This is a genomic window from Herbidospora mongoliensis, from assembly GCF_001570545.1.
In the GTDB taxonomy this organism is placed as follows: Bacteria; Actinomycetota; Actinomycetes; order Streptosporangiales; family Streptosporangiaceae; genus Herbidospora; species Herbidospora mongoliensis.
The window spans coordinates 329,654-355,344 of sequence record NZ_BBXD01000018.1; the positions used below are offsets into that span (position 1 = coordinate 329,654).

The window sequence follows — 25,691 nt, forward strand, 5'->3', positions numbered from 1 at the left end:
CGGGTGACATGGGGGGATGCGCGGCTTCGATAAAGTCGGGGAACGTGACCGACAAGCCGCGCATCCCCAACGTCCTGGCCACCCGCTACGCCTCGCCCGCCCTGGCCCGCCTGTGGTCTCCCGACCACAAGGTGGTTCTGGAGCGGCGGCTGTGGGTGGCCGTGCTCAAGGCCCAGGCCGATCTGGGGATCCCGGTCCCCGCCGACGTGGTCACCGCGTACGAGAAGGCTGCCGACACCGTCGACCTGCCGTCGATCGCGGCGCGTGAACGCGTCACCCGCCACGACGTGAAGGCGCGCATCGAGGAGTTCAACGCGCTGGCCGGCCACGAACACGTCCACAAGGGCATGACGTCGCGCGACCTGACGGAGAACGTCGAGCAGCTCCAGGTCCGCGACAGCCTCCTGCTGGTCCGCGACCGCGTCGTCGCCCTGCTCGCCCGTCTGGCCCGCCTGGCGGGGGAGTACTCCGGCACCGTCATGGCCGGCCGCTCCCACAACGTCGCCGCCCAGGCCACCACCCTCGGCAAACGCTTCGCGACCGTCGCCGACGAGCTCACCGTCGCGTTCGAGCGCCTCGAGGACCTGATCGCGCGCTATCCGCTGCGCGGCATCAAGGGCCCGGTCGGGACCGCCCAGGACATGCTCGACCTGCTGGGCGCCGGCCGCCTCGCCGACCTGGAGGACCGGGTCGCCGCCCACCTGGGCTTCTCCCGCCGCTTCACCAGCGTCGGCCAGGTCTACCCGCGCTCCCTCGACTACGACGTCCTCACCACGCTGGTCCAGCTCGCGGCCGCGCCGTCGTCGCTGGCCAAGACGATCCGCCTGATGGCCGGCCACGAACTGGTCACCGAAGGCTTCCAGGAGGGCCAGGTCGGGTCGTCGGCCATGCCGCACAAGATGAACACCCGCTCGTGCGAGCGCGTCAACGGCCTGACCGTCATCCTGCGCGGCTACGCCTCCATGGCCGGCGAACTGGCCGGCGATCAGTGGAACGAAGGCGACGTGTCCTGCTCGGTGGTGCGCCGCGTCGCCCTGCCCGACGCGTTCTTCGCCTTCGACGGCCTGGTCGAGACCATGCTGACGGTCCTGGACGAGTTCGGCGCCTTCCCCGCCGTCATCGAGGCCGAACTCGACCGCTACCTGCCCTTCCTCGGCACGACCAAGATGCTCATGGCCGCCGTCAAGGCCGGCCTGGGCCGCGAGGCCGGGCACGAGCTCATCAAGGAACACGCCGTGGCCGCCGCTTTGGCGATGCGGCAGGACGGCGGCGGCAACACCCTGCTGGAGCGGCTCGGCGCCGACCCCCGCTTCCCGCTGTCCCGCACCGACCTCGACGCTCTGCTGGCCGACCGGGTGTCCTTCACCGGCGCCGCCGCCGACCAGGTCGCCGCCGTCGTCACCCGGGTGGGGGAGATCACCGCCCGCTACCCGGACGCGGCCGGGTACGCGCCGGGCGCCATCCTGTGAGAGAACTGCGCCACCTGGACGAGGTCGTCTCCGCCACCGGGGGAGACGACCTCCTCCTCTGGACGGCCCAGCGCCTGCCCGGAGGGGGAGCGCGGGCCTGGGCGTGCGGGGACGCCGTGGTGGTGGCGTGCCCGGCGGTGTCCAAACACGACCGCCTGGCCGTGTGGGGTGAGCCTGCCGGCCTGGCGCCGCTCGTCCGGCAGGCCTGGCGCGAGATGGGGAGCGGCTACCGGCCGTTCGGGGATCGCGAGGTCGTCCACCGGCTGGTGGAACAGATGCCGGCCGAACTCGGGCCCGCCGGGAACTTCACGTGGATGACCGTCGACCCGGGCACCGCCCGGCTTGAGGGCAGTGCGGGCGACCGCTCTGAGATCCACTCTGAGATCCACTCTGAGATCCGCTCTGAGTTCCACGCCACAGCCGACGCATCCGGGTCCGGCCGCGGTTCCCACCGGTCACCGTCCGTGCTGGTGGAGCCTGCGGTCCGGTGGCTGGCGCCCGGCGCCCAGACGGAGGTCGCCGGGGTGCTGGCCGTCGCCAACCCCGACGCCTACGCCCGCCCCGGCATGCCCGGCGTCACCCGCTGGGCCGGGATCCGCGACGACCACGGCCGCCTGGTCACCGTCGGCGCCGACGCCTGGTCGGCCCCCACCGTGGGGTTCATCGGCGGCGTCGCGACGCTGCCGCAGGCGCGGGGGAGCGGGCTGGCCGGGGCGATCTGCCGGTTCCTCACCGCGACGCTGCTCGACCGGCACGGCCGCGTCTCGCTCATGGTGGACGACCTCAACACCGCCGCGCTAGCCGTTTACCGGCGGCTGGGCTACACGCGGCGGCCGGTGGCGGCGACAAGAATACAGGACGCATAAAACCAGGTGAGCGGCGCGGCCACACCATGCACAGTGAAGGAATGATGTCCGCTTTTGTTCCCGGCCTGGAGTTGTCCCGCGCCTACTACCACGAGGTGCTGCGGCCGCTCCTGGACGACGTCCCCCATAGCTCCGCCCTCATCGGCCCCGGCTCGGAGGTCCTCGGCTTCGACACCGCCCGCTCCGCCGACCACGACTGGGGCCCCCGCGCGCTGGTGTTCGTGCCCGCCGGACGCGCCGAGGAGATCCGCGACCGCGTGTGGAACCGGCTGCCCGCCGAATACGGCGGCTTCGCGACCGCGTTCGGATCAGACCTCCACCCCGCCCGCCCCGGCGTGACCATCACCGAATTCACCCCCTGGGCCAAAGACCAGCTCGGCTTCGACCCACAGGGCCCCATCAGCGTGGACGACTGGCTCTCCGTCCCCTGGCAGCGCCTGGCCGAATTCACCGGCGGCGACGTCTTCCACGACGGCCTGGGCGAACTCGAACCCGCCCGCAGGCACCTGCGCTGGTACCCGGCCGACGTGTGGCGCTACGTCCTGGCCTGCCAATGGACGCGCATCGCCCAGGAGGAGAGCTTCCCCGGCCGCGCCGGAGAGGTCGGCGACGACCTGGGCTCCGTCCTGGCCACCGGCCGCATCGCCCGCGACCTGATGCGCCTGACCCTGCTCATGCGCCGCCGCTACCCGCCGTACACCAAATGGCTCGGCAGCGCCTTCAACCGCCTGTCCGGCTCGGCCGAACTCGGCGACGCCCTCACCGGCGCCCTGCGCGAGCGGACCTGGCAGGGCCGCGAACGCCACCTGTCGACCGCCTACCTGCGCGTCGCCTCACTCCACAACCGCCTGGCCCTCACCGAACCGATCGAACCCTGCGTCCGCCCCTACCACGACCGCCCCTTCCAGGTCATCGGCGGCCACCGCTTCGCCCGCGCCCTCATGGACGCCGTCACCGACCCCGCCATCGCCCGCCTGGACCTCGTCGGCACCGTCGACCAGGTCGCCGACAACACCGACGCCCTCACCCACCCCAGACGAGCCCGCAACGTCGCCGCAGCGGTCCGCTGAGACGATGCGGCACCGGAGGGCGACGCTCCTCAACGGGCGGCCGATCCGCGGATCGGAGTACGACGCGGAGATCGAGCACGCCCGACTCGGGCGACCGGCTCATCAGTTGAAGGGCCAGCACACCCGGTGACTCCTGCCCGGCGATCCTCGCTCGGCCTACTCGTCCGCATCGACAGCCGTGCCCGGCGATGCTGTGTGACCTGCCGGCCAGGGGAGTCTGCGGTCGAGCGCTCGATCAAGGTGGGTGCGGCACTCGTGAACCGGGCCCGATGTGAATCGCGCCCGGCAGACAGGGCTCAGACCAGCGCGAGCGGGCGCACCGACGCCAGCTTCGGTAGCAGGGCCGCTAGCTCCAGGAGGGTGCGGATCGCCTGGACACCCGCAGGGGCGGGGACCGAGCCGTAGCGGTCGAGCCAGACGCCGTGCATGCCCGCCCGGGTCGGGCCGATGGCGTCGAGGTTCAGGTTGTCGCCCACCAGGACCACCTCGGCGGGGTTGAGGCCCAGCTTCTCCGCGGCCGCCGTGTACACCTCGGCCGACGGTTTGAAGTTGCCGCCCAGCGCGTCGGGGGTCAGCACCGGGTCGAGCCGGTCGAGCAGGCCCAGCCGCCGCAGCTTGGCCTCCTGCTGCACGGGCTGGCCGTTGGTCAGCACGCCCAGCGTCACACCGGTTCCCGCCAGCTGGTTCACCACCGTGGTGGCGTCGGGGAAGGCCGTCCACGCCTGCTCGTACAGATCGAGGAACTCCGCGTACGCGGCGTCGAGGTCGGCCGGGACCGCCAGGCCCAGGTGCCGGCAGTAGTCGCGCAGCCGGCGGCGGCGCTGCTCACCGAAGGAGCAGTCACCCCGATGCCAGGCCGGCAGGTGGACGTCTTCCAGCCGTAACCACAGGGCCGGCCCCTCGGCCAGCAGCGGATGGAACGGAGACCGGTCGGCCGTCCACGCCGTCACCGCGTGCGCCACCGCCAGACGATGATCGAACAGCGTCTCGTCCAGGTCGAAGAGAATGGCCCTGATCATGCCGCCCATCCTCCGGAACCCCTATTACAGCGGCGTTTCCACGATGTGAAAGGGGAAACTGGCCTTACCCACAACCAGTCACGCCCATCATGACAAAGATCACACAACGCCGCCGGGAAACCGAGAAAAAGGGCCAACCCGACAAAATGTGGCGACACCCCCCGGCATGCGCCGCCACGGTGAACCGCATCCTCGCGCCTTGACCGTGGAACGCGGCGACACTCTCGCCGTTCGGGGCACTCGCCCGTCGCCGACGAGGGCCGCCAGGTCGCCGAAGGTCAGATCGCGATCGACCGGGGCGACAGCGATTCCGCCGACCTGGGCGGACCGCGGAATTCCGCCACGTCCACCCGCTCAAAACCGGGGGAGACCATCACCGCTCAGCGGGCGGCTCCGGCGTTGGCCGCGATCGCATCGCGGATGTACACCGCCAGCCCCTCGGCCACCCCCTCATAGTTGCGCGCGAACCGCTCATCGGCCACGTACATCTCCCCGAGACCCGCATGGATCTCATACGTGCACTCGTAGAACCACCGGCTGATGTGCCCCCGGTGCCGCTCCGCCACCGCCGTCGCCTCGGCGGACTCCGCCGGGACACCCCGCGCGAACAGGGACGCCCATGCCTCCACCAGTTCCCCGGCTTCCGCCTTGATGCCCTCCCAGTCGGCCTTCCCATAGGACGACGTGCGACGGCGGCTCTCCTCCCACGCCGGCGTGCCGCCCCACCGCTGCTCGGCCTCCTCGGCGTGGTCTTCCGGCCGGAACTCACCGAACACCTCGTAACGCTCCTGTGGCGTCAACGCGATCCCCATCCTGGCCGCTTCCATCGCGACCTCCACCGCCACCACCAATGCCTCCAGCCGGGTGATCCGCCGCCGCAGCAGCTCATGCTGACGCCGCAGATGCGTCGCCGCGTCCACACCCGGATCATCGAGGATCGTGGTGATCTCCTCGAGGGGGAAACCCAGCTCCCGGTAGAACAGCACCTGCTGCAGACGGTCCAGATCCGGCTCCGCGTAGCGCCGGTAACCCGCCGCGGTGCGCTCCGTCGGCGACAACAGGCCGATCTCGTCGTAGTGGTGCAGCGTGCGCACCGTCACACCCGCGAACGCCGCCACCTGACCCACCGAGAAACCCGCCACGATTCCCCCTCCTCTCCTGACCCGGCCCAGCCTGCGGCCTCACCCAACGTGAGAGTCAACCCCCTTATACGGCCGTCTACGCCCAGCTCTAGACACCCGTATCGTGGGCAAGCGGATGCGCCCGCATCGCCGCCTCCAGCTCACCGGGCAGCTCATCGCGATAGCGGCCCAGCGTCGTCAGGTCACTGTGACCCAGCACCCGCCGCACCGCGTCCATGTCGGTCCCGCCCGCCAGCAGATGCGTCGCCGTCGTATGCCGCAACCCATGAGGCGTCACCGACCGCCGCCGCTCCGGATCGACCCGCGCCTGGACACGATCGATCACCCCCTGCACGTCACCCCGCGCCAGCCGGCGCCCCCGCCACGACAGCAGCAACGCCTTGTCATCGCTCTGCCGCACCTCCAGATAGACGGCCAGGACATCGGCCGCCAGCCGGGGGAGCGGCACATCCCGCGTCTTGCCGCCCTTACCGAAGATCCGCCAATAACGATCACCGTCATTGGTGTAGAAATCCTCGACATTCGCCCGCACCAGCTCCGACACCCGCGGCCCGACCATCGTCAGCAGCAGCACGATCAACGCGTCACGTGCCTCCATCCGCTGATCCCGCCGCCCCCGCCCCTCCTCGGCGACGGGCGCGGGGGCGGCGGCCGCGCCGATCAGGCCCTGCGCCTGCTCCCGCGTCAGCGCCCGCCGCTCGGCCCGCAGACCGCCCCGCTCCTTGGCGACCACCGTCGCCGACGACATCGGATTCAGCTGCACCCAGCCCGCCAGCGCCGCATGCTTGAACAACGCCGACACCGACCGCCGGAACCGCGCCTGCGACGCCGCCGACTGCAACTCCGCGCCATCGGCCGGCTCCCGGCGACGCTCATCCGGCTTACGGGCGAAAGCCAGCAGAACGGCGTCGACATCCTCACCCGCCAGATCGTCGAGAACCGTCGACAGACGGCACACGCCCGTCAGCCGGACGAAGGTCTGCACATCACGCGCATAGATCTCAGCGGTCGCGCTCGACAGACCCCCCGTCACCACCTTCGCGCGGACCAACTCCACATAACGATCCGCCGCCTCTTCCACCGACAACCGATTCAGCTCCGCGGGACGCATGACCCCAGACCCTAACCCCGCCCACCGACAATCCCACAGCTCAGTGGCATGATCGAATACATGACATATCCGGAACCGCGCTACCTGGGGGACACCGGGGACATCAACGCCACCTACCTCCCCGTAGGCGCCCCGCCCGACATCACCTACGCCAACGGCGGCAGCTGCACCTACCTGGCCACCGGCGCCACCACCGACGGCAAGTTCGGTCTCTACCGCTGGGACATGGGCCCCCAGCCCAGCGGCCCCGCCCCCCACTTCCACCGCAGCCTCACCGAATCGTTCTTCATGCTGACCGGCACCGTCCGCATCTACAACGGCCGCGAATGGATCACGACCGTGCCCGGCGACTTCGTCCACGTCCCCGAAGGCGGCGTCCACGGATTCCGCAACGAATCAGGCGAACCCGCCAGCCTCCTGCTGATCTTCTCGCCGGGGGCGCCACGCGAGGGCTACTTCGAGGGCATCGCGGAATGGGCGGCATCCGGACGCACCGACCAGGAGTTCTTCATCCGGCACGACACCTTCTGGGTCGACGAGAAGTAACACCGGCACGGGGGAGACGGCCGGAATGGGCGGCATCGGGGCGCACCGACCAGAAGCACTTCGTCCGGCACGACACCTTCTGGGCTGATGAGAAGTGTCGCCGGCACAGGGGAGACGGCCGCACCGCGTGCGGACTCCACATCCTGGGTGATCACGATCAGCGCGTCGGCACCCGACCCGGGAGCTGCCCGCGACGGCCGGACATCCCGAAGTCGGGGGATCGCCGAGCCGTCTGCCGTACCGCGGCACTCAACCGGCGGTCGGCCGGTAGGTGAGGACCGTGACGCCGGAGGTGAACGTGGTGGTGTCGGCGAACTCCAGGCCTGTCACGCTGCCGGGGCGGAACAGCGGCTCCCCCCGGCCCTTCAGCACGGGGTAGATCCAGATCTTGTACTCGTCCAGCAGGACGGTCGTGGCCAGGTGGTCGGTGAGGCGGCCGTTGCCCCAGATGAGGATGTCGCCGCCGTCCTGCTCCTTGAGCTTGGTGACCTCAGCGGTGAGGTCGTCGCCCGGGATGACGACCGTGGGGTTCCACGCGGTGGTGTCGACCGGCTGGGAGGCCACCACGTACTTGGTCATGGCGTTGACGTGATCGGAGTAGGGATTGCCGCCCATGTGCGGCCACGCCTGGGCCATGCCCTCATAGGTGACGCGGCCCAGCAGTAACGCGTCGCAGCCGGTGGTCAACGCGAAGGCGTAGGCCATGGCGTCCTCGCTGTTGTAGCTCATGGACCACTCGTGCGGGTTGTCGATGAAACCGTCGACGGTCGTGTAAGTGGAAGCGATGATCTTACGCATGATGTCTCCCTGAAAGTGTGCGGGTACGAGTGATGGTCAGGCGGCCGAGCGAGTCCGCCGCCACGGGGTGCTGTCGACGAAATGGGTGTCGAAACGGTCCTGGACCGCCAGCAGATCCTGGGGATCGGCACGGCCGTCACGGACGCGCTCCAGCAGGCGGAAGTAGGCGAACCGCTCCACACCCGGGGTGATCACGATCAGCGCGTCGGCACCCGACCCGGGAGCGGCCGCGAAAGCGTGGACGGCGTGCGGCGGAACCACGACGGTGCCGCCTGCCTCGACCTCCACCACCTCCTCGCCCGCCAGGACCTGCAGCCGCCCGTCCAAAACGAAGAACAACTCGGCCGAGCCTCGGTGATAGTGCGGCGTCGCGCCGCCCCTGCCGCGCCCCAACGTCGTGCGGCTGACTCCCAGCAGGCCACCGGTGGCCGACGCGTCGGCCAGCAGCGCGATGGTGTCCGGCCCGGCGCCGAGGAACTCGGCGTCCTGGGCGGGTATCACCAGGGGACTGAAGCGTGTCTCGCTCATGCCGGAGATGATTACACGTCGAATAGTACGGCGTCAAACTATTTGATGGTGCTTGTATTCGACCTCGAACTACACTGAGGACATGAGCGCCGCGCACACCCACGACGACAACCCGACCACCACCCCCGACGCCGTCGACGCCGTGGTCGCCGCCTGGCGCCGGGAACGCCCCGACCTCGACCTCACCGCCATCGCGGCAGTCGGCCGCCTGGGCCGCGTGAACCTGCTCCTCGGCCCCGCCCAAGAACAGGTGTTCACCGAGTTCGGCCTGCAACGCGGCGAATTCGACGTCCTGGCGGCACTGCGCCGCTCAGGCGCCCCCTACACCCTCAGCCCATCACACCTGTCCGACCTGCTGATGCTCTCCCGCGCGGGGATGACCAACCGCCTCGACCGGCTGGAGTCCGCCGGAATGATCGAACGCTCCCTGGACCGCGCCGACCGGCGCAGCTTCCAGATCCGCCTCACCGACCAGGGCTACGCCACCGTCGACGCCGCCATGACACGGCACACCGCCAACGTCACCACCCTGCTGGCCGGCCTCACACCCCGAGAACTGACCACCCTCGACGCCCTGGCGCGCAAGCTCCTGCACCACCTGACCACCCCCGCGCGATGAAGTCCGGCAACCGCTCCCGCGTCATCGCGCGGCCACTGCTGTAGCTGCCCGACCGGCTGGGATGCGGCCACGGGGATGAACCGCCGTCCTGTCGACTCCGGTGCTCGATTCGCCGCTCACGGCCGGATACTCGTCGCCGGGCGAGCTGGGAGCGGCCGGTTGCCGCCGGGTGCGGCGCGGTGCGGAGGCGGCGGGCGGCGCCGGCCAGGCGAAGCCGTAACGGGACCTAAAAGTCTACGAACGGCGCGGAAAGCACCAAACGGACACAAGCGACCGCATAGCACGCGCGACCCTGGGGGCGATTCGCCGAAGGGAAATCGGTGTCGCGGGTGCTCGGCCGGGCGGGTGGAGGTGCGCTGAGCGGCGGATTCGACCATGTGGAGGTCGAAGAGAGGTAAATGCGATACCAAACAGAATCCACCTTCTGTCGGGTATAGCCAGTTTTTGCCCTTTTGATCGCTTAGATGAGGCCGACGAACGCCTCGGCCTGTTGCCGGTTCATGCCGGTCTCGCCGCGCACCAGGAAGATCGCCTGTTCGGTCCGCCCGGCCTCTTTGAGCTCGCGGACGCGGGAGGCCAGGTCGGGGCCGGTCTGAAGGGCGCGTTCGGTGCTGGTGGGCAGGTAGCGGCCCGCGATGATCGATTCGGTGACGAACTTGGCGTCGCGCAGGCCCAGGCCGGTCTCCTGGCGGACGACCTTGATCGCCTCGATGAGCCGGTTCTCGGCGCCGAGTTCGCGCACGCGTTCCCTGACGGGTTCGGCGATCTGCGGGATGACGCCGGGCGCCCAGTAGGCGACTTGTGCGCGCGGGCGTCCGCCGGCGGCTCGGACGGCCAGGAAGATGATCCCGGCGATGGCGCCGAGGATGATCAGCAGGATGACGAGTTCGGTTGGTCCGACGCTGCCCATGGCTGTGATCTTACGGTGGCTTTGCCTGCTTGATAATGAACATTATGTCAAGTTGCCTGGCTGAGGTGAAAGGTTCAGTGTGGCGGGCGCCGTGTTCGGGTGTGGGTGTGCTGGTGGGTGCGGGTGGCGGTGCGGTTGCGAGCGGGTCTCGGAGTTGACCGGTGTGGGGGTGGTCGCGGAGCATCGCGGTTCGTCCGGTACGGCGGGCGTGACGTGTTGGCGGGATCGGGTGGCTTCGGTGTGCGGGCGGCTGGGCGCGGCGGTGCCGGTCGCCTGAGTGGCGCCGGGGTCGCCGCGGTGGGCGTGGCCGGGCGGGTTACGGCGGTGATCCTGTGCCTGGCCTGTCCCCGTCGTCTGCCGGTGCCGGTGCGTGTGGGGGGCCTCTTTCTTGTTCTGTACGGGAAGGGGCCCCTTCCCGCGCCGGTCTGCGGGTCTCCCCCGGGCGATGCTGATCCTCGGCAACGCACGTTCCGCCGATCAACGGCGGATGGGGTCCTCTCCCCCGCCGGGTCCACGGCCGGTGTCAGGGCAGTTGGTAGTCGAGGGTGTAGTGGTGGCCGTCGTCGTTGATGATCTGCCCGTTGCCGGTGATGCCGGTCAGGTCGCCGGTTCCGGAAGTGGCGACGATCTCCCAGCGCATCCAGGGGGTGCCGTCCGCTCCCCCGCCTGCGCTGTGGGCCAGGACGAAGGTTCCTTTTCGCCCGTGGAGGGTGACGTCGACGTGTTCGATGCCGGTGTAGGCGGCGGGTCCGTCTGGGGTGGCGACGGTGAGGATCTCGGTGGTGGACGTTCCGGTGAGGTCGCCGATGAAGTGTTTGGTGAGCTGGTGGCGGGCGATGGTGGCGCCGGGGTGTTCGTCGGTGGCGAGGGTGGTCCAGGTGGTGATGTCGAAGGTTCCGGTCGCGTGCATGGGTGAAGCCTGGCGGGGGTTCCTGCCAGGCGTTGTCAGGTTTGGGTAGGGATGTGCCTGTCGGAGGAGAGGGAGGGAGAGCGTCGTGGCGGTGCGGTTGACGGTGTCGGCGGAGGCCGAGGTACCGGCGGAGCGGTTGTTCGCGGTGATGACCGATTGGCCGCGGCATCGGGAGTGGATGCTTTTGACCGATGCGAAGGTGGTCGGGGGTGACGGGCTCGGGGTGGGGACGCGGCTGGCGGCGTTCACCGGGGTCGGACCTGTGGGGTTCACCGACACGATGGAGGTCACGGCGTTCCGGCCGGGGTCGATGGTGGAGGTCCGTCACACGGGGGCGCTGGTGCGCGGCAGCGGGGTCTTCCGGGTGGAGCCGCTGGCCGGTGGGCGTAGCCGGGTGGAGTGGGTGGAGGACCTGGAGTTGCCGTTGGGTGTGGTGGGGCGGGTGGGGTGGCTGGTGGTGCGTCCGGTGTTCGCGGCGGCGTTGAGGGTGTCGCTGGAGCGGTTGGCGCGGCTGGCGGCGAAGGCTTAGAGGGCGTCGGCGGTGCGGGTGCGGAGCTGGGGTTCCTCGGCCGGGTCGGTGTGGAGGGTGAGGGTGAGTCCGGCGCGGGAGGCGACGGCGAGGATGTCGAGGAGGGTGGCGTACTGCTCGGGGGGTTCGGCGCTGAGGAGGTCTTCGGCGTTGACGACGATGAGTGCGATGGCGCCGGCGCGGGTGGCGTCGCCGAGGGAGTCGGCGAAGGCGTCCCAGTTGCGGCCGAAGTAGTCGGGGAAGCGCAGGACCCGCGCCGTCTCGTCGAAGAGGGCGGCGCGGGTGCGGCAGGCGCGTCCGTCGATGACCGCCGGGGCCGGGCCGGTGGAGACCGTGAGCCAGGGCGGCAGGGGGCGGGCGGCGGTCATGGTGGCGTCCTGTCCGGGTGGTCTAGAGGCGGTAGAAGTTGGCGTAGTGGTCGGGTGTGAACCAGGTCGCGCCGGTGCTCTTGTTGACCACGATGCGGTAGGCGTCGCGGGCGGCGCCGCGGTTGCGCGGGTAGACGTCGTATTCGTAATAGGTGGCGTTGGTGGGGAGCTGGCCTTCGCGGTTGTAGTGGCGGCCGCCGGTGTAGTTGTACTTGCCGCCGGTCCAGGTGTACCAGCCGGCGGTGGTCGGGTAGCCCTTGCCGCGCCAGGTGGTGTTGGCGGAGCGGGCGTCGGCGCAGCGGGTCTGGGTGCAGCTGCTGTAGACGGCGGCCTGGGCCGGGGCGGGGGCGGCCACGGCGATCAGGGACACCAGGGTGGCCAGGATGAGGGTGAGGCGGGCCGACCAGGCGAGCGGGGGGCGATGCGGGGGGTGCACAGGGCCTCCTTGGGGAGCGTGAACGGTCACCCGGAAGGATCACTTTCGGATGCGGTCAAGTGCAATGTAAGACGATCAACGGGAGGGTGAACAGTCAGGGGCGTTCTCGGTATGGCCGTGTTCTGGGGTTTCCGGTGCGGGTGGGGTGGTGAAGAGTGCGCAGGTGAGGGCGGTCGGGTGTGGCTTCTGACTGGTTCGGGGGTGGTTGTCAAGGCGTACAGGTGACGAAGACGCGGCCGGGAAAACGTGTTGCGGAATTGTCGGTGGGCGGGGCTAGGGTCGGGTCTCGTGGCTGAGGAACCGTTGATTTACGCCCGTGGGCTGGTCAAGCGCTTCGGTGAGTTCACGGCGGTCGACGGGATCGACGTCGCGGTGGAGCGGGGTGAGGCGTTCGGGTTCCTGGGCCCCAATGGGGCGGGGAAGTCCTCGACGATGCGGATGATCAGTTGTGTGTCGGCGCCGACGGCCGGTGAGCTGCGGATCCTGGGGATGGATCCGGTGCGTGACGGGGTGGCGATCCGGGGGCGGCTGGGGGTGTGCCCGCAGCTCGACAATCTCGACGCGGATCTGTCGGTGTTTGAGAATCTGACGACGTATGCGCGGTATTTCGGGTTGTCGCGGGCGGAGGCGCGGCGGCGGGCGGGTGAGCTGCTGGAGTTCGTGCAGCTGGCCGATCGGTCCGCGGGGAAGGTCGAGCCGTTGTCGGGCGGGATGAAGCGGCGGCTGACGATCGCGCGGGCGATGGTGAACGATCCGGAGATCATGCTGCTCGACGAGCCGACGACGGGGCTCGACCCGCAGGCGCGGCATCTGTTGTGGGAGCGGCTCTACCAGCTGAAGCAGCGGGGTGTGACGTTGGTGTTGACGACGCACTACATGGATGAGGCCGAGCAGTTGTGTGACCGGCTGGTGGTGATGGATGGCGGGCGGATCGTGGCGGAGGGGTCGCCGCGTGAGCTGATCTCGCGGTATTCGACGCCTGAGGTGGTGGAGTTGCGGTTCGCCGACGGGGTGGATGTGGCGGCGAAGCTCGATGGGGTGGGTGAGCGGGTCGATCCGTTGCCCGACCGGCTGCTGGTGTATGCGCGTGATGGTGACGCGGCGGTGGCGGAGGTGCATCGGCGGGGGCTGGCGCCGTCCAGTGTGCTGGTGCGGCGATCCACGCTGGAGGATGTGTTCCTGCATCTCACGGGCCGGACGCTGGTGGAGTGATGGCGTCCACGGCGGTGATGTCGACGGTGGCGGTGCTGGAGCGGCATCTGACGCTCTACCGGCGGTTGTTCTGGGCGTCGGCGTTGTCCTCGTTCGTGCTGCCGGTGCTGTTCCTGGTCAGCATCGGGCTGGGTGTCGGCGGTTATGTCGGCGACCTCGACGGGGTGAGCTACCTGCAGTGGATCGTGCCGGGGGTGATGGCGTCGACGGCGTTCCAGATGGCGCTGGGTGAGACGACCTTTCCGGTGCTGGGTGACTTCAAGTGGACGCGCGGCTATCACGCGATGCGGGCCACGCCGGTGCGGATCGGTGACATGATCGCCGGTCAGGTGCTGTTCCTGATGGTGCGGGTGCTGCCGCAGACGGTGGTGTTCCTGCTGGTCGTGCTGCTGTTCGGCGGGTTGCGGTCGTGGTGGTCGGTGGTGACGCCGCTGGTGTGCGCGGCGGTGGTGGTCGCCTCGGCGTTGCCGGTGATGGGGTATGCGGCGCGGATCGACAACGACGGCTATTTCGCGTTGCTGTTCCGGTTCGTGATGATCCCGATGACGTTGTTCGCGGGGGTGTTCTTCCCGGTGGCGCAGATGCCGGTGGCGGCTCAGGTGGTGGCGTGGGTGTCGCCGCTGTGGCATGGCGTGGAGTTGTGCCGGGCCGCGACGCTCGGGGTCGCGCCGCCGTGGCCGATCTGGGCGCATGTGCTGTGCCTGCTGGCGTGGTCGGCCGGGGGCGCCTGGTTCGCGATGCGCGGGTTCGCCCGCCGGTTGGCGGTGTAGGGCCGATGATGACGGTGATGGTGGCCGGGCGGGCGGTCCGGCGCGGGATCTCGGCGGGCCGGGTGGGTGCGGTGGTGAACCGCAACGTGGGGGCGCTGCGGTCGGGGCCGGCCTATTGGCTGGTGTTGCTGTCGGGGTTCTTCGAGCCGCTGCTGTATCTGCTGTCGATCGGCGTCGGCGTGGGGGCGCTGGTCGGCATGGTTCCGGTCGGCGGGCGGATGGTCGACTACGCGGTGTTCGTCGCGCCGGCGATGCTGGCGGTGTCGGCGATGTCGGGGGCGCTGGCCGAGACGACGTTCAACGTGTTCTGGAAGTTCAAGTACGCCAAGACGTATGACGCGGTGCTGGCCACGCCGGTCCGGCCGGTGGAGATCGCGCTGGGTGAGCTGACGTGGGCGCTGGTGCGTTGCCTGTTCTACACGGTGATGTTCCTGGTGGTGATGGTCGTGCTCGGGCTGACGTCGGCCGGCGGGGCGCTGGCGGCCTTTCCTGCCACGGCGCTGGTGGGGGTGGCGTTCGGTGCGACCGGGATGGCGATCTCGACGTTCCTGCGCGGCTGGCAGGATTTCGATCTGCTGACGACAGGTCAGTTCACGCTGTTCCTGTTCTCGGGGACGTTCTCGCCGGTGCAGGACTATCCGGTGGTGTTCGAGGTGATCGTGACGTTGACGCCGCTGTATCACGCGGTGGAGCTGGTGCGGGGGCTGGCGGTCGGGCCGCTGGGGTGGACGCTGCTCGTCCACGCGGCCTATCTGGTGGTGATGGCGGTGTGCGGGTTGTGGGTGGCGTCGCGGCGGATCGAGAAGCTGCTGCTGGTCTAGCGGGCCGCCCGGACGGCGGCGGTCAGCACGGCGATGACGACGGTGACGACGGCGGCCTGGCCGATGAGGTGGGGCGGGGTGGCCTGGCCGGTGATGTCGAGCAGGACGAACCCCGTCCACAGCGGGGTGACGGCGGCTCCGGCGGCCAGGCAGGTGATGTGCCGGCGCGACCAGCCGGGGTGGTGCGACCAGTGGGCGATGAGGGTCGCGGCGGCGGTCAGCAGGAGCACGCCGAGGATCAGGCCGGGCCACGTTTCGGGGCGGAGCGTGTAGAGCGTCACGGCCAGGGCGGCGGCGAGACCGGCCTGCCACGGGCGCGGGCGGTGTGCGAGAGATGCCGGGCGGCTCGCGGCCCTGTTCGTCGCGGCTGACGTCGCGTTGTGGGAGCCGTCTCCTGAGACGAGGGCCACCGCGTGGGGGGTGCGCGGGAACCGGAACGCGGCCGCGGCCAGCAGCAGGACGACCACGGCGGAGATCCCCAGCTGGAGGGGTGTGGCCTGGAAGGATCGCTGGTGCTCGTCGTAGATGAGCCAGGTGCCGGCCGCGAACAGCGTGATCGTCACGATCAGGCCGGGGGTGCGCAGCCACGGGGTGGTGGCGCGGCGGCGGGCCAGGGCCTCCATGAGGGCGATCGGGACGGCGAGGCTGGTGATGGTGTGCCCGGCGGTGAAGGTGATCAGCAGCCCCGGGTCCAGGCCCAGGGCCGGCAGGTAGGTGGGGGCGGCGGTGAAGTCGTGGCCGTCGAAGGCAGGGTTGAACAGGGACTGGTCGATGATGGCGGGCTGGAGCAGTCCGTAGGCGGCGGCCAGGGTCAGCATCGTCGGCCAGCCCCGGCCGGTGCTGCGGGTGACCTCGCGGATGAGCAGGGCCGCGCCGCCGTACATGGGGGCCAGGATGAGGATGCCGGGCAGCTGGGAGGTGGGGACGTTGCCGATGAGGTACTCCCCCATCAGCGGGGCCAGGAAGAACAGCCCGACGGCCAGGGTGATCCGGGTCATGCCGAGCACCGTATGAGCGGGGTGGTGGCGGGCGGATCGGGCGTGAGGCTGGTGCGGGGTGACTTTGGTCGGGTGGTGTCCGGGGGTGGGCGCGACTTTGGTGCCGGGCGGCTCTACAGTGGGTCGCCGTATGTACTCATCTGATTCTGGCCCTGTTGGGCGATTGGCGGCATTCGGGAATCAGCTCGTCGAGGTGCACATGTGGTTGCGCGACGAGCTCGATCGGCTGGCTGAGGGAGACGACACCGCGGGTCGTGACCTGCGGGCCCACTGCCTGGCCTTCTGCACGGCGCTGGAGCGCCACCACGTCGGCGAGGACACCCTCGGGTTCCCCGCCCTCGAGAACGACTTCCCCGAACTGGGTCCGACGCTGGAGTTGCTCCGGCGCGACCATGACATGATCTCCGGCATCCTGTCCCGCCTGGCGGGCCTGGCCGGACAGACCGGCGACAGCGCGGGTGACGAACGGTTCGCCGGGGAGGTGGCCGGGCTCACGGCGATCGTGACCTCGCATTTCGCGTATGAGGAGCGGACGATCGTCGCGGCGCTCAACCGGCTCGACATCCCCGAGTGGCGCGACAATCCCCCGGACTTCCTGCGCGAATTCGACTGAGCGGGTGCACGCCGGACTGCCGACAATGGTGGTCCGGCTCGCCTTCATGATCATGGTGGCGACGTTTGCCGACTTCATTCATCTGCTGATTCCGGCCACCCCAGAGCGCGAAAGGGCGCGCCCCTTGTGGCGGCTGAGTGCGCCGGGCCAGGCAACGTGCCTCGCGGAACGGCGCTCCTGTGTTGCGCGCCGTTCGTGGTCTTTTGCTCCGTTACGGCTTCGCGTGGCAGGCCCCGCCCGCTGTCTCCGCTCCGCCCCGTGACCGGCACCTACCGGCCGTGCCCGGATCGCCCCGCTACGCCGGGAGTCTCTCCCCTCCCCCGACCGCCGTCTCACCACCTGGCGAGACGGCGGTACCAGATCACTTTCGCGCGGTTGACGGCGCTCGTGGCGTGAACGGCGGCGCACCGGAGTGACTTCTCCGTTTTCACCTGGCCGTCGGCCGGTGGTTCGGAGCCCGTGCCCCGAACCACCGGCCGGGCGCTGCCGGTTCGTTTCGGCCGGTCAGGGCGGCGGTGTGAGCCGGGGTCAGATCCGGGTCATGGTGGATTCGTAGCCGCCTCCGCCGGGGTAGACCCAGGCGCCGGTGACGGTGGTGCCGTCGGCGCTGAACGTGCCTTCGTAGTAGGCGGGGCCGCCCTTCGCGCCGCCCCAGATGGTCAACGTGTCGCCGGTCAGTTCGTACACGTAGTCGAGGGTGTTTCCGGTCGAGTCGTAGAAGCGTGACACCACGTCGGTGCCGGTCGGCTCGCCGAAGGGGCGCAGGTTGCCGATCACTTCCAGGCCGGTGACAGGCTGGCCGAACTGGGTGAGGTCGACGTGCTGGAGCAGGAAGAAGCCGCCGGGCATCCACTCGTACCGCACGGTTCCGGCGGCGCCGCCGGTGATCGCCCAGGTGCCGACCAGGCGATCCAGGGCCTTCATGTCGGCGCTCGGCTGGTAGGTCTGCGTCATCTGGTTCTCCTTGGGGTTTCGGTGACTGCTCGCCGGTACCTCGGAGTCCGCTGAGGAGCTTCGACACGATCGGGGCGTGATTCAGATCACATCGCGGACGTGTCGAGAGCCCGGATCCGGCTCCGAGGTACCGGCGGGAATCCACCCCTCAAGGAGGAAGTCATGGCCACCACCTCAGCCACCGCCCCGGCCACCATCGGCGTCCCCGCCGCCCGCCACCTGCTGCTCGCCGGAGCTCTGGCGGGGCCGGTGTTCCTCGCCTCGGCGGCCGTCCAGATGCTCACCCGTGAGGGCTTCGTCATCACCCGCCATCCGATCAGCCAGCTCTCCACCGGCGACCTCGGCTGGATCCAGATCGCCACGTTCGTCCTGGCCGGTCTGGGCGCACTGGCACTGGCGGGTGGTGTCAGGCGCGATGTCACCGAGGGGATCGGGCGGCGGGCGCTGCCCGTTCTCGTCGGAATCTTCGGGGCCGGGATGATCGCCGCGGGCGTGTTCGTCATGGACCCGGAGAACGGTTTTCCCATCGGGACTCCCGACGGGCCGGTGGCGGAGATGTCCTGGCACGGCATCACGCACTCGGCCGCCGCCGCGGTCTCCTTCACCGCGCTGGCCATCGCCGCCATCGTGCTGGCGGTCCGGTGCGCGCGCCGTCGGGCCGTGCCGGCGGCGATCGGCAGCGGCGTCGCCGCGCTCGTCCTGCTGCTGCCCATGTCGCCCGATCACATGAGCATCCAGATCGCCGTCAACGGTGTGGTCGCCTTCACCTGGACGACCGTCCTGGCCCTGTCTCTGATGCTGCGTCGCGCCGCCTGACCTCGCGTACGCTTTCTCGAACGTTCGAAAGAGGTTGTCCACCGTGAAGTATCTGCTGCTCAGCTACACCCCGGCCGCGGCCTGGGACGCCGCGACCGCTGACACCCCGTCGGAGGAGGCGCTGGCGGCGTTCGCCGCCTACCAGAAGTTCGAGCAGGAACTGATCGCCACCGGCGAGTTCGTCGGCAGCGAGGGCCTCGGCCATCCCGCGGTCGCCACCACGGTCCGCAGGACCGCAGGCGGTGTGGTGGCGACCGACGGGCCGTTCGCCGAGCTGAAGGAGGTCCTGGCGAGCTTCGCCGTCATCGACGTGGCGGGCCAGGAACGTGCCGTGGAGATCGTCTCGCGGATCGTCGAGGTGCTGGGCGAGCCGATCGAGATCCGGCCGATCATGGGCGAGGACTTCACGGCGTGACCGATCACGCCGGACCGGCGGCCGTCAGTGCGGCCTTTAGCGCGGTCGGCAGGACGGTTGGCCAGACGGAGGGCCAGACGCGCGCGGGCATGGACTCCGGCATCGAGCACCTGTTGCGTGTCGAGGCGCCGCAGGTGCTCGGCGCGCTGGTGCGGCGTTTCGGCCGCTTCGACGTCGCCGAGGACGCGGTGCAGGAGGCGTTGCTCACCGCGAGCCGCCTCTGGCCGGCCGGCGGCGTGCCGGAGGACCCGCGCGGCTGGCTGATTCGCGTCGGCTATCGGCGGATGGTCGATCTGCTGCGCGCCGACCAGTCCCGGCGCCGGCGTGAGCGGGAGGCCGGCGTCGCCGAGCTGGCCATGGGGGAACCGGGCCGCGGGCCGGGCGTCGCGCGGCAGACCGACGACAGCCTCGCCCTGCTGCTGTTGTGCTGTCACCCGGCCTTGAGCGTCACCTCCCAGGTGGCGCTCACGTTGCGGGCGGTGGGCGGGCTCACGACCGCCGAGATCGCGCACGCCCACGGGGTTCCGGAGAACACGATGGGCACCCGGATCAGCCGCGCCAAGCAGCGGCTGGCCCGCGCGGGCGCCCGCTTCACCCCGCCGGCCGACACCGACCGCGGCGGCCGGATGGCCGCCGCGGCCCAGGTGCTCTACCTGATCTTCAACGAGGGGTACACCGCCTCCGCCGGCGACCGGCTCGCCCGCGTCGGCCTGACCGGTGAGGCCATCCGCCTGACCCGCATGCTCCACGCCTGCGCGCCCGCCGACGTCGAGGTCACCGGGCTGCTCGCGCTGATGCTGCTCACCGAGGCGCGTCGTCCCGCCCGCACCGGTGCCCACGAGGAGCTGGTGCCCTGGGAGGAGCAGGACCGGACGCGGTGGGACTGCGACCTCATCCGCGAGGGCACCGAGCTGATCGACGGGGTGTGGGGCCGCCGCGAGGTCGGCCCGTATCAGCTGCAGGCGGCGATCGCGGCCGTCCACGCGGCGGCGGCCTCGCCGCGGCGGACCGACTGGCCGCAGATCGCGGCGCTGTATGTGTGGCTCGAGCGGCTCAACCCGATCCCGTCGGTACGGCTGAGCCGGGTGGTGGCCGTGGCCAAGGCGTACGGGCCGGTTCGGGGGCTGGCCCTGCTCGACGACCTCGACCGCCGTTTTCAGCTTGGCCGCGATCCGCTGGTCCGGCGGCGCGAACGCGCGGTGCGGGCCCACCTGCTCCTGATGACCGGCGACGCGGCCGGCGCGGTGAGGCTGTATCGCGAAGCGGCCGAGCTGACGGGCAACCTGGTCGAGCGGCGATATCTGCTCGACCAGGCCGACCGTCTGGGCTGAGAACACGCGCGTGGTGCCACCGCCGCGTGACGCTCAGCTGTCGGAGTTGGTCAGTTCGCGGGGGTGGCCGGCGGGGTCGTCGCGGTCGGGTCCGGCGGGCTGGGAGCGGCGGCGCGAGACGTACCGGACGATCTCCACGATCGCCGTCACGGTCAGCGCGATGCCCAGGCCGAGCAGGAGGCCCTTGAACGGGTTGTCCTCGAAGGCGGCGCCGCCGATGTAGCCGATCAGGGCCGAGTAGGCCGCCCAGGAGATGACCGCGATGCCGTCGAAGAAGGCGAAACGGTGCAGGGGGTAGCGGACGACGCCGGTGGTCAGGGTGACGGCGGTGCGGCCGCCGGGGATGTAGCGGGCGACGACCAGGAGCAGGCCGCCGCGTTCCTCGAAGGCGGCGTGGGCCCAGCGGATGGCGGTGCGGTGCCGGATGCGGGCGCCGCCGGCGCGGCCGATCTGGTAGCTGATGTTGTCCCCGATGAACGCTCCCGTCGCGGCGGCCGCGATCACCAGGCCCAGGTGGGGTGTGCCTTCGGCTGCGGCGAACACCCCGGCGGTGATCACGGCCGTCTCGCTGGGCACCACGGGGAAGAAGGCGTCGATCACCGAGATGGCCAGCAGGGCGGCGTAGACCCATGGGGATGTCATCACATCGTGCAGGAAGGTCATGATGGCATCGGTCATGGCAGCCGACCCTAGGGAAGATCTCGGTGGGGGCGCCCCCGGCGATGGTCGCCCCGGGGGCCTGACTTTCGGCAGGGGTGGGGTGCGACCTGGGGATGAGGCCGGGGTGGTGCGGGCGGCGGTAGCGTGCTGGGGTGCCCCGTCTGAAGGACCTGTCGTTGTGGCTGGTGTTGTGTGTGCCGGTGGTGTTCGCGCCGGTCAACCCCTACGACTGGCAGCCGCAGTCGGGGAACACGCTGGTGGTGGCCGTCACGGCCGGATGCCTGATCTTGGCGGGTGCGGTGGCGGTCGCGCGGGCCCATCCGCTGGTGGCGCTGATGGTCGCGCTGGTGATGGGGCCGTGGGCGTCCAGCGAGGCGCTGGCGACGGTGCAGTTGTGGCCGATGAACCATTCGGCGAAGATCGGGCCGCTGAACGGCTTCACCCCCGCTGTGATCACGCTGAGTTATCTGGCGGGATTGCGGATGGAGCGGACCCGGCCCGCGATGTGGCTGTATGGGCTGATCGTGGTGGTGGGCGGGGTCTGTGTCCTGGTGTCGACGCTGGGGCCGGCGCCGTCGCTGGAGCCGAACGTGTGGGTGTCGGGGCTGTCGGGGGTGCTGATCTGCAGTCTGCTGCCGTGGGCGGCGGGGCGAAGCGTCCGGCATCGCCGGCTTGGGCGGGTCCGGGAGCGGCAGATGGTCGAGGAGCAGGCGAGGTTGCGGGAGCGGTCCCGGATCGCCCAGGACGTCCACGACTCCCTCGGGCATGAGCTGGCGTTGATCGCGTTGCGGGCCGGGGCGATGGAGGTGGCCGCCGACCTGCCGTCCCGCCATCGTGAGGCGGCCGCCGGACTGCGCGAGGCCGCCGGGGATGCCACCGAGCGGTTGCGGCGGGTGATCGGGATGCTGCGGACCGAGGACGAACCGGCCAGCCTGCTCCCCCACGCGCGGGCAGGTGGGATCGCCGACCTGGTCGCGCGGGCCCGCGCCTCGGGCATGACGGTGGCGTTGGACGGTGACGCCGACGGCGGCGATCCGCTGGGGGCGGCTTACCGGGTGGTGCAGGAGGGGTTGACGAACGCGGCCAAGCACGCGCCGGGGGCGCCGGTCGTGGTCCGGCTGGACCGGCGGGAGGGACGGATGACGGTGACGGTCCGTAACGACGTCGGGGCGGGGGGCGAGGTGGCGCGGCCGGGGACGGGGCTGGTCGGGCTGTCGGAGCGGGTGCGCCTGGCCGGGGGCACGTTTCAGGCCCGCGCCGAGGGCGGCATGTTCGAGATCACCGCGGGGATCCCCGATGAGGCGCCGGCATGATCCCGGGCATGATCAGGGTGCTGCTCGCCGACGACGAGATGCTGATCCGGGCCGGGGTGAAGGCCATTCTGGACGCCGACCCCGGGATCGACGTGGTGGCGGAGGCGTCCAACGGGCGTGAGGCGGTGGAGCGGACGCTGTCGCACCGGCCCGACGTGGTGCTGATGGACATCCGCATGCCTGTCCTGGACGGGCTGGCGGCCGCCGCCGAGATCCGCCGGGTCGCGCCGGCGGCCGGGGTGGTGATGCTGACGACGTTCGGGGAGGACGAGTACATCGCGCGGGCGTTGAAGGTCGGGGCGGGCGGGTTCCTGCTGAAGTCCGGCGATCCGCGTGAGCTGCTGGCGGGGATCCACGCGGTGGCGGGCGGGGCGGCGTATCTGTCGCCGAAGGTCGCCGCTCGGGTCATCGCCGAGCTCAACAACCGGGATTCGGGGCGGGCGGCGGCGGCGCGCGGGCGGGTGGCGGGGCTGACGCCGCGTGAGCGTGAGGTGCTGGAGCTGGTGGGGGCGGGACTGTCCAATCAGGCGATCGCGCGGTCGTTGCGGCTGACGGAGGGGACCGTGAAGACCTACGTCAGCGCGATTCTGACCCGGTTGGGGGTGGCCAACCGGGTGCAGGCGGCGATCGTCGCCTACGAGGCGGGGGCGGTCACCTTCGGCGGCGAGGCCGGTTGACCATGGGCGTTCGACGGCCACGCATGAGTCGTCGGGCCGCGGGTGACGCGCGGCCGGTGGGCGCCGGATGCGGCGCGGGCCCGGGGCGGTGGTCGGGGCCGGGTGGGCGGAGCCGTAACGGAGAAGAAGTAGTCAGGTTTGGAGGCTGAACGGGGTCACCGCGGCGACCGCCTGGACCGGGAGCGGGCCGTAGATGTGCGGGAACTGCTCCGCCGAGTCGGGCGGGGTCTCCAGGACGACCGGGACCTCCAGGCGGGTCTCGTCGATGTGCAGGAGCAGCAGCGGTTCGGTCACGTCGGCGTAGAAGCGGGCCGCGACCGTGCGGGCCTGCGCCAGGTCGCGGGCGGCGTGGATGAAGCCCTCCTGGTCCAGGGTGCGTCCCCGGGTGGAGATCCGGTACTCCTCGTCCTTCTGGGCGTGCGCCCAGTCTGAGGCCAGCGCGAGATGAAAGATCACACCTCGACCCTACGTCAGTGGCCTCCGGACAGGTTCAGCAGCACGACCCCGCCGATGATCAGCGCGATGCCGCCGGCCTTGACCATCGTCATCGTCTCCCCCAGGAACAGCGCGCCGATGGTCGCGATCACCGCCGTGCCGACGCCCGCCCAGACGGCGTAGGCGACCCCGACGGGCATCTGGAGTTTCAGCGCCCGCGACAGCAGGGCGAAGGAGGCGACATAACCGACCACCACGACGACCGACCAGAGCTTGTGGGCGAAGCCGTTGCTCAGTTTCAGCGCGGTCGTGGCGAGCACCTCGGACACGATGGCTCCCGCCAGGAAAATCCACGCCACGGTCGTTCCCTCCGACATTCTTGCTGGTTTGTGACACGGTATCGGGGCGCGTGTCCGGGTGGCGAGGAGGGTCGAATGCGTGTTCTACTGGCTGTCATGCGTTGGGACGCACCCACCCTGCACGACTCTGGGCCCGCGCGCCCCCGGGTCGAACGGCAGGCGATCACCCGCGAGTTCGGTGACATCACCTGCTACGAGGTGAGCGCCCGCACCGCGATCGAGGCCGTCCCGGCCGCGGCCGAACTGCCCTACGCGTGGGCGGTCAGCCCCTACCGGGGCTGCCAGACGGGGTGCCGTTACTGCGCCGCGCGCAAGGGCCACCGTTATCTCGGGCTCGACACCGGCGACGACTTCGACACGAAGATCGTGGTGAAGACCGATCTGGCCGACCGGCTGCGGCGTGAACTGGGCGCGGCCAAGTGGCGGGGCGATGCGGTCGCGGTGGGCCTCAACGGCGACTGCTACCAGGGGGCCGAAGAGGTCTACCAGCTCATGCCGAAGATCATCAAGGCGCTGGCCGACGCGGCGAACCCGTTCACGGTCCTGACCAAGAGCCCGCTCATCCTGCGCGACCTGCCGCTGTTACGGGAGGCGGCCAAGGTGACCCGGGTGTCGGTCGCGGTGTCGGTCGGTTTCGTCGACGACCGGCTGCGGCGCGGCCTGGAGCCCGGCGCGGTCTCGCCGCAGCGGCGGCTGGAGATCTGCGCGGCGCTCAACGAGGCGGGGGTGCCGTGCGGGGTGCTGATGGCGCCGATCCTGCCGCTGATCACCGACTCTGCCGACCACCTGCAGGCGACCGTCCGCCGCGCGGCCGAAGCGGGCGCCGTCACGCTGACCCCGGGGGTGCTGCGGCTGCCGTCGGGGGCGCGCGAGGCGTTCATGGCGTGGCTGGCGCGTGATCATCCGGGTCTGGTGCCGCGCTATGAGGAGCTGTACGGCACGGGGCCGCTGACCCCGGCCGACTACCGGGCCCGCATAGCGTCCCAGGTCGAGTCGCTGGCGGCGACCTACGGGATCGGGCGGGCGTCCAAGCAGTGGAAACGCCGCCGCTCCCCCGACCGGCAACTCACCCTGGTCTGAATTGGCGGGCTGCTCGCACTTCGCGGTCGATGGCCCAGGCGTCGGCCACCGGGCCCATGTGCCCGAGCTTGTCGGGGTTGATGACCGAGCGGATCGTCTGGATCCGTCCCTCCGAGATGTCGAGGGTCAGCACGTGGAGGATCCGGCCGTCCCGGTCGTGGAAGATCGCGCCCGGCTGGCCGTTCACCTCGCGCGGTTCGAAGGTCACCTCGGCCCGGGTCATCGGCGGGAAGACCGCGGCCAGCAGGCGGGCCACGTTCCCGGCGCCGACGAGGGTCCTGGCCAGCTGGGGGGCCTTGCCGCCGCCGTCGCCGACCATCGAGACGTCGGCGGCCAGCAGTTCCCGCAGGGCGGCGACGTCGCCTTCGCGCAGGGCGGCGAAGAACCGGGACGCCAGGTGCTCGCGCTCCTCACGCAGGGCCGCGAACCGGGGGCGGCCCGCCTCCATGTGCCGCCGGGCTCTTACGACCAGCTGCCGGCACGCCCCCTGCGACCGGCCGACGGCCTCGGCGATGTCGTCGAACCCGAAGCCGAACACCTCCCGCAGGACGAACACCGCCCGCTCCAGCGGGCTGAGCCGCTCCAGCAGCAGCAACGCCGCCATCGACACCGAGTCGGCCAGCTCCGCCGACCGAGCCGGATCCTGATACGGGTCCTCCAGCAGCGGCTCGGGCAGCCACGCCCCGGCGTAGGTCTCCCGCCGCACCCGCGCCGAGCGCAGCACGTCGATGGAGATCCGGGTGACCGTGGTGGACAGGAAGGCCTTGGCCGAGTCGGGCGCGGGCCCCAGGGCGGCGAAGCGCAGCCAGGTCTCCTGCACCGCGTCCTCGGCCTCCCCCACGCTGCCCAGCACGCGGTAGGCGATCGAGAACAGCAGCGGCCGCAGCTGTTCGAACTCCTCGACCCTGCTCACACC

The 25,691-nt window shown here is 70.6% G+C and carries 31 protein-coding genes; 16 read left to right on the forward strand and 15 right to left on the reverse strand.

Annotated elements, in window-relative coordinates:
* The first annotated feature begins 44 nt into the window (after nt 1-44).
* The 3 genes from purB to AW272_RS27425 are packed head-to-tail and all read left to right on the forward strand — an operon-like array spanning nt 45 to nt 3,405.
* Nucleotides 45-1,469, forward strand: a complete 1,425-nt coding sequence (gene purB, locus AW272_RS27415) for an adenylosuccinate lyase (RefSeq protein WP_066370961.1) — start codon at nt 45-47, stop codon at nt 1,467-1,469.
* A complete protein-coding gene (locus AW272_RS27420; RefSeq protein ID WP_066370967.1) occupies nt 1,466-2,335 on the forward strand; it encodes a GNAT family N-acetyltransferase in 870 nt (289 codons plus the stop codon). The genes purB and AW272_RS27420 overlap by 4 nt, the downstream gene beginning before the upstream one ends.
* A gap of 41 nt (nt 2,336-2,376) precedes the next feature.
* Nucleotides 2,377-3,405 carry a DUF4037 domain-containing protein gene (locus AW272_RS27425; RefSeq protein ID WP_218011092.1) on the forward strand — a complete coding sequence of 343 codons (1,029 nt, stop codon included), beginning with the start codon at nt 2,377-2,379 and terminating at the stop codon, nt 3,403-3,405.
* A gap of 296 nt (nt 3,406-3,701) precedes the next feature.
* Here the strand turns inward: AW272_RS27425 and AW272_RS27430 are convergent, their stop codons facing one another.
* From AW272_RS27430 to AW272_RS27440, 3 genes are all read right to left on the reverse strand, one after another.
* Nucleotides 3,702-4,424, reverse strand: a complete 723-nt coding sequence (locus AW272_RS27430) for an HAD family hydrolase (protein ID WP_066370968.1) — start codon at nt 4,422-4,424, stop codon at nt 3,702-3,704.
* A gap of 380 nt (nt 4,425-4,804) precedes the next feature.
* Nucleotides 4,805-5,566: a MerR family transcriptional regulator gene (locus AW272_RS27435; protein ID WP_066370970.1), complete on the reverse strand. Its 762-nt coding sequence runs from the start codon at nt 5,564-5,566 to the stop codon at nt 4,805-4,807.
* An 88-nt stretch (nt 5,567-5,654) separates the two neighbouring features.
* A complete protein-coding gene (locus tag AW272_RS27440; RefSeq protein WP_066370973.1) occupies nt 5,655-6,677 on the reverse strand; it encodes a tyrosine-type recombinase/integrase in 1,023 nt (340 codons plus the stop codon).
* 60 nt (nt 6,678-6,737) lie between these two features.
* On the opposite strand from AW272_RS27440, the gene AW272_RS27445 reads away from it, so the two are divergent.
* Nucleotides 6,738-7,223: a cupin domain-containing protein gene (locus AW272_RS27445; protein ID WP_066371162.1), complete on the forward strand. Its 486-nt coding sequence runs from the start codon at nt 6,738-6,740 to the stop codon at nt 7,221-7,223.
* 249 nt (nt 7,224-7,472) lie between these two features.
* Here the strand turns inward: AW272_RS27445 and AW272_RS27450 are convergent, their stop codons facing one another.
* Nucleotides 7,473-8,021: a dihydrofolate reductase family protein gene (locus AW272_RS27450; RefSeq protein ID WP_066370975.1), complete on the reverse strand. Its 549-nt coding sequence runs from the start codon at nt 8,019-8,021 to the stop codon at nt 7,473-7,475.
* Nucleotides 8,022-8,057: 36 nt separating this feature from the next.
* Nucleotides 8,058-8,549, reverse strand: coding sequence for a cupin domain-containing protein (locus tag AW272_RS27455; protein WP_066370977.1), 492 nt, complete (start codon nt 8,547-8,549; stop codon nt 8,058-8,060).
* 82 nt (nt 8,550-8,631) lie between these two features.
* Between AW272_RS27455 and AW272_RS27460 the strand changes: the two genes are divergently transcribed.
* Nucleotides 8,632-9,168, forward strand: coding sequence for a MarR family winged helix-turn-helix transcriptional regulator (locus AW272_RS27460; protein ID WP_066370979.1), 537 nt, complete (start codon nt 8,632-8,634; stop codon nt 9,166-9,168).
* Nucleotides 9,169-9,628: 460 nt separating this feature from the next.
* Here AW272_RS27460 and AW272_RS27465 read toward each other — a convergent pair whose 3' ends face one another.
* Complete coding sequence (locus AW272_RS27465; protein ID WP_066370981.1) at nt 9,629-10,078, reverse strand: hypothetical protein; 450 nt, start codon at nt 10,076-10,078, stop codon at nt 9,629-9,631.
* Nucleotides 10,079-10,601: 523 nt separating this feature from the next.
* Nucleotides 10,602-10,988: a DUF3224 domain-containing protein gene (locus tag AW272_RS27470; RefSeq protein WP_066370983.1), complete on the reverse strand. Its 387-nt coding sequence runs from the start codon at nt 10,986-10,988 to the stop codon at nt 10,602-10,604.
* Nucleotides 10,989-11,073: 85 nt separating this feature from the next.
* On the opposite strand from AW272_RS27470, the gene AW272_RS27475 reads away from it, so the two are divergent.
* Nucleotides 11,074-11,517, forward strand: a complete 444-nt coding sequence (locus AW272_RS27475; protein WP_245657744.1) for an SRPBCC family protein — start codon at nt 11,074-11,076, stop codon at nt 11,515-11,517.
* On the opposite strand, the gene AW272_RS27480 is transcribed toward AW272_RS27475, so the two are convergent.
* Both AW272_RS27480 and AW272_RS45735 read right to left on the reverse strand, forming a co-directional pair.
* Entirely contained in the window at nt 11,514-11,885 is a 372-nt protein-coding gene (locus AW272_RS27480) for a barstar family protein (protein WP_083958721.1), read from the reverse strand. The two genes, AW272_RS27475 and AW272_RS27480, sit on opposite strands and share 4 nt — an antisense overlap.
* 22 nt (nt 11,886-11,907) lie before the next feature.
* The gene (locus tag AW272_RS45735) at nt 11,908-12,321 is read right to left on the reverse strand and encodes a ribonuclease domain-containing protein (protein ID WP_066370985.1); all 414 of its coding nucleotides are present in this window, start codon (nt 12,319-12,321) and stop codon (nt 11,908-11,910) included.
* A 288-nt stretch (nt 12,322-12,609) separates the two neighbouring features.
* Here AW272_RS45735 and AW272_RS27490 point away from each other — a divergent pair, with 288 nt between their 5' ends.
* Genes AW272_RS27490 through AW272_RS27500 form a run of 3 tightly spaced genes read left to right on the forward strand, consistent with a single transcriptional unit; the run spans nt 12,610 to nt 15,124 of the window.
* Nucleotides 12,610-13,533, forward strand: a complete 924-nt coding sequence (locus AW272_RS27490; RefSeq protein ID WP_066370988.1) for an ABC transporter ATP-binding protein — start codon at nt 12,610-12,612, stop codon at nt 13,531-13,533.
* Nucleotides 13,533-14,303: an ABC transporter permease gene (locus AW272_RS27495; RefSeq protein ID WP_066370991.1), complete on the forward strand. Its 771-nt coding sequence runs from the start codon at nt 13,533-13,535 to the stop codon at nt 14,301-14,303. The genes AW272_RS27490 and AW272_RS27495 overlap by 1 nt, the downstream gene beginning before the upstream one ends.
* Nucleotides 14,304-14,308: 5 nt before the next feature.
* Entirely contained in the window at nt 14,309-15,124 is an 816-nt protein-coding gene (locus AW272_RS27500; protein WP_218011093.1) for an ABC transporter permease, read from the forward strand.
* Here AW272_RS27500 and AW272_RS27505 read toward each other — a convergent pair.
* Nucleotides 15,121-16,122: an AF_0692 family protein gene (locus tag AW272_RS27505; protein WP_157518819.1), complete on the reverse strand. Its 1,002-nt coding sequence runs from the start codon at nt 16,120-16,122 to the stop codon at nt 15,121-15,123. The two genes, AW272_RS27500 and AW272_RS27505, sit on opposite strands and share 4 nt — an antisense overlap.
* Before the next feature lie 193 nt (nt 16,123-16,315).
* On the opposite strand from AW272_RS27505, the gene AW272_RS27510 reads away from it, so the two are divergent.
* Nucleotides 16,316-16,735 carry a hemerythrin domain-containing protein gene (locus AW272_RS27510; RefSeq protein ID WP_218011094.1) on the forward strand — a complete coding sequence of 140 codons (420 nt, stop codon included), beginning with the start codon at nt 16,316-16,318 and terminating at the stop codon, nt 16,733-16,735.
* A gap of 528 nt (nt 16,736-17,263) precedes the next feature.
* Here AW272_RS27510 and AW272_RS27515 read toward each other — a convergent pair.
* Nucleotides 17,264-17,689: a hypothetical protein gene (locus tag AW272_RS27515; protein ID WP_066370997.1), complete on the reverse strand. Its 426-nt coding sequence runs from the start codon at nt 17,687-17,689 to the stop codon at nt 17,264-17,266.
* Between the two features lie 162 nt (nt 17,690-17,851).
* Between AW272_RS27515 and AW272_RS27520 the strand changes: the two genes are divergently transcribed.
* Genes AW272_RS27520 through AW272_RS27530 form a run of 3 tightly spaced genes read left to right on the forward strand, consistent with a single transcriptional unit; the run spans nt 17,852 to nt 20,251 of the window.
* Nucleotides 17,852-18,505: a DUF998 domain-containing protein gene (locus AW272_RS27520; RefSeq protein ID WP_066370999.1), complete on the forward strand. Its 654-nt coding sequence runs from the start codon at nt 17,852-17,854 to the stop codon at nt 18,503-18,505.
* Nucleotides 18,506-18,548: 43 nt separating this feature from the next.
* Nucleotides 18,549-18,920, forward strand: a complete 372-nt coding sequence (locus AW272_RS27525) for a YciI family protein (protein WP_066371169.1) — start codon at nt 18,549-18,551, stop codon at nt 18,918-18,920.
* The gene (locus AW272_RS27530) at nt 18,917-20,251 is read left to right on the forward strand and encodes an RNA polymerase sigma factor (RefSeq protein ID WP_066371001.1); all 1,335 of its coding nucleotides are present in this window, start codon (nt 18,917-18,919) and stop codon (nt 20,249-20,251) included. Before AW272_RS27525 ends, AW272_RS27530 begins: the two co-directional genes overlap by 4 nt.
* 33 nt (nt 20,252-20,284) lie before the next feature.
* On the opposite strand, the gene AW272_RS27535 is transcribed toward AW272_RS27530, so the two are convergent.
* On the reverse strand, nt 20,285-20,929 hold the full coding sequence (locus tag AW272_RS27535) for a DedA family protein (RefSeq protein WP_066371004.1): 645 nt from the start codon (nt 20,927-20,929) through the stop codon (nt 20,285-20,287).
* Nucleotides 20,930-21,063: 134 nt separating this feature from the next.
* Here AW272_RS27535 and AW272_RS27540 point away from each other — a divergent pair, with 134 nt between their 5' ends.
* Entirely contained in the window at nt 21,064-22,224 is a 1,161-nt protein-coding gene (locus AW272_RS27540; RefSeq protein ID WP_066371011.1) for a sensor histidine kinase, read from the forward strand.
* Nucleotides 22,225-22,232: 8 nt separating this feature from the next.
* Nucleotides 22,233-22,901 carry a response regulator gene (locus tag AW272_RS27545; protein WP_066371173.1) on the forward strand — a complete coding sequence of 223 codons (669 nt, stop codon included), beginning with the start codon at nt 22,233-22,235 and terminating at the stop codon, nt 22,899-22,901.
* 132 nt (nt 22,902-23,033) lie between these two features.
* On the opposite strand, the gene AW272_RS27550 is transcribed toward AW272_RS27545, so the two are convergent.
* Nucleotides 23,034-23,357, reverse strand: coding sequence for a DUF952 domain-containing protein (locus AW272_RS27550; RefSeq protein WP_066371014.1), 324 nt, complete (start codon nt 23,355-23,357; stop codon nt 23,034-23,036).
* A 14-nt stretch (nt 23,358-23,371) separates the two neighbouring features.
* A complete protein-coding gene (locus AW272_RS27555; protein ID WP_083958737.1) occupies nt 23,372-23,695 on the reverse strand; it encodes a DMT family transporter in 324 nt (107 codons plus the stop codon).
* A gap of 96 nt (nt 23,696-23,791) precedes the next feature.
* Between AW272_RS27555 and AW272_RS27560 the strand changes: the two genes are divergently transcribed.
* A complete protein-coding gene (locus AW272_RS27560; RefSeq protein WP_066371019.1) occupies nt 23,792-24,775 on the forward strand; it encodes a radical SAM protein in 984 nt (327 codons plus the stop codon).
* Here the strand turns inward: AW272_RS27560 and AW272_RS27565 are convergent.
* The gene (locus AW272_RS27565; RefSeq protein ID WP_066371021.1) at nt 24,762-25,688 is read right to left on the reverse strand and encodes an RNA polymerase sigma-70 factor; all 927 of its coding nucleotides are present in this window, start codon (nt 25,686-25,688) and stop codon (nt 24,762-24,764) included. The genes AW272_RS27560 and AW272_RS27565 overlap by 14 nt on opposite strands.
* Nucleotides 25,689-25,691 lie beyond the last annotated feature (3 nt).